The following is a 2,467-nucleotide window of genomic DNA, read 5'->3' as shown; positions in this document are numbered from 1 at the left end:
CCGCGGGCGGCCGCCCCCCCCGCACCGGCCGCGGACACCCCCTCCCCACCCACCGGCGACGGCACCGCACCCGCCCCCGGAACCCCGAACGGCCCCGCCTCGGAAGCAACCGCCCCTGGGTTCACCGCCCCTGGGGTCACCGCCCCCACCGGCGCCCCGAACGCCCGCCGGGACTCCCGCCCCTGCCGCTCGGCCACCACCGCGGTCAGATACACCGCCACCTCCACCCCCGCCGGCGCCGCCGCCCCCGTGAACCCCCGCAGGTCCTCCGCCAGCCGCCCCGCCATCACCGCGCCCGCCTGCGGATCCAGCTCCCCCAGCCGCGTCAGGTACTGCCGCACCGCCAGCCACCACCCGTCCGGCACCCGCGACAGATCCAGCGACCCGAGCTCCCCCGCCAGCCACGAAGGCGCCGCCGGCAGCACCACCCCGCCGGCCTCCGCCTCCGGCACCCGCTCCCGTATGACCAGCGTCCCCGCGAACACATCGCCCAGCCGGCGCCCCCGCGCCGACACCAGTGACGCGACGGAGGCCACCACCCCCATCGTCATGACGATCTCGACGGCCCCCATCGCCCCCCGCACCAGCGCATGCCGGAACCGGATCGGCCCGCCGTCCTCCCGCACCACCCGCAGCCCGCAGATCAACTTCCCCAGCGACCGCCCGTTGCTCAGCGTCTCGACCACGATCGGGATCCCCACCTGCACCAGCAGGAAGGTCGCCACCGTCACGGCCGCCACCACCGCACCGTCCATCGAGGACGTCGCACTCACCATCAGCATCGTCACCGCGAGGTACGTCCCCCAGGCCACGGCCAGATCGACCACCACCGCCAGCCCCCGACTCGCCAGCCTGGCCGGCCGCAGCCCCAGCACCACCGCTTCACCCGTAACGAGCTGACTCACACGCCCACTCCCTCTCGTCCCCTCTGCCCCGCGTTCCCCTGCCACGCCGGCACGACCCCGACGCCGCGCCCCCCATGAGGGCCCCGGCCCGGCGCCCCGCCAGTCTGCCAAGCTGGCCCGGCAACCACCCACAGCGCTGCGAGGAGCGACGGATGGACCTGGATGTCTTCGTTACGGCCCACGGCGCCGAATGGGACCGCCTGGAAACCCTGCTGAGCCGCAAACGCCGCCTCACCGGCACCGAGGCCGACGAACTGGTCGCCCTCTACCAGCGCACCACCACCCACCTCTCCCTCCTCCTCTCCAGTGCCCCCGACCCCGCGCTGACCGGACGCCTCACCTCCCTCGTGGCCCGCGCCCGCAGCAAGGTCACCGGCGCCCGCAAGTCCTCCTGGCGCGACGCCGCCCGCTTCTTCACCACGTCCTTCCCCGCCGCCGTCTACCGCCTGCGCTACTGGTGGATCCCCACCGCGGTCCTCTCCGTCACCGCCGCCGCCCTCCTCGGCTGGTGGATAGCCGCTCACCCGGAAGTCCAGGCCGCCCTGGGCGCCCCCCAGGAGCTGCGCGACATGACCCGCCCCGGCGGCGAGTACGAGACGTACTACTCCAACCACCCCGCCGCGGCCTTCGCCGCCCAGGTATGGACGAACAATGCACAGGCCGTCGCCCTCTGCCTGGTCCTCGGCACCTTCCTCGGCCTCCCCGTCTTCTGGGTGCTCCTCCAGAACATGCTCAACCTCGGCGCCGGCCTGGGCCTGATGGCCTCCGCGGGCCGCCTCGACACCTTCCTCGGCCTGATCCTCCCGCACGGCCTCCTCGAACTGACCGCCGTCTTCGTCGCCGCCGGCATCGGCCTCCGCCTGGGCTGGACCGTCATCGACCCGGGCCCGCGTACCCGCCGCACGGCCCTGGGAGAAGAGGGCCGCACCGCCCTCGGCGTCGCCATCGGCCTGGCCGCCGTCCTCTTCGTCTCCGGCGCCATCGAAGGCTTCGTCACCCCCTCCGGCCTCCCCACCTGGGCCCGCATCGGCATCGGAGTCCTCGCCGAACTGGCCTTCCTCACCTACGTCTACGTCCTGGGTGGCCGCGCAGTACGAGCCGGTGAGACCGGCGACATCACCCGGGCCGATCGCGACGCCCTCCTCCCCACCGCCGCCTGATGTGCGCACATCCCTGCTGACCTGCTAATCTCCTCTCCGCCCCAGAACCCGTTGACACGGGTGACGGGTGGAGGTAGATTCGAACGGTTGCAAGGAACTGGACAGGTTCAACCGCGACGGTTAGTCTCTTCTCCGCTCCGGCCGCCCTTTCACATCGGCGGAGCGCAACCGACCACTTACCGGAAGCTCCCGGTCGATTAATTCGGCCGAACGCTTTCTGATAAAGTCGGAAAAGCCGAAAGGCAAGCCCCCCGACGGGCAATCGGAACGGAATTCAAGCCGGAAACGGCAAGAAAGAAGATCTGCTAAAGTCGGAATGGCCGAAAAGCGAAAGCGAAGCGGTCGACCCCGCTCCAACAGGGGGCCGGAGACGGAAACGGATCTGGTAAGGTTGGAACCGCG

At 71.7% G+C, this 2,467-nt stretch carries 2 protein-coding genes; one reads left to right on the top strand and one right to left on the bottom strand.

The window, feature by feature from the left end; translation table 11 throughout:
* The coding region (locus tag RZ84_RS13965; protein WP_241777699.1) for an RDD family protein at positions 1 to 905 on the bottom strand (905 nt) is incomplete at its 3' end.
* A 152-nt stretch (positions 906 to 1,057) separates the two neighbouring features.
* Here RZ84_RS13965 and RZ84_RS13960 point away from each other — a divergent pair.
* The gene (locus RZ84_RS13960; protein ID WP_043264590.1) at positions 1,058 to 2,065 is read left to right on the top strand and encodes a stage II sporulation protein M; all 1,008 of its coding nucleotides are present in this window, start codon (positions 1,058 to 1,060) and stop codon (positions 2,063 to 2,065) included.
* Positions 2,066 to 2,467: the final 402 nt, after the last annotated feature.

This window comes from Streptomyces sp. CT34 (assembly GCF_000805335.1).
Lineage (GTDB): Bacteria > Actinomycetota > Actinomycetes > Streptomycetales > Streptomycetaceae > Streptomyces.
The sequence above is the reverse complement of the archived record's forward strand: the minus strand, read 5'-3'. Positions and strand labels throughout refer to the sequence as shown.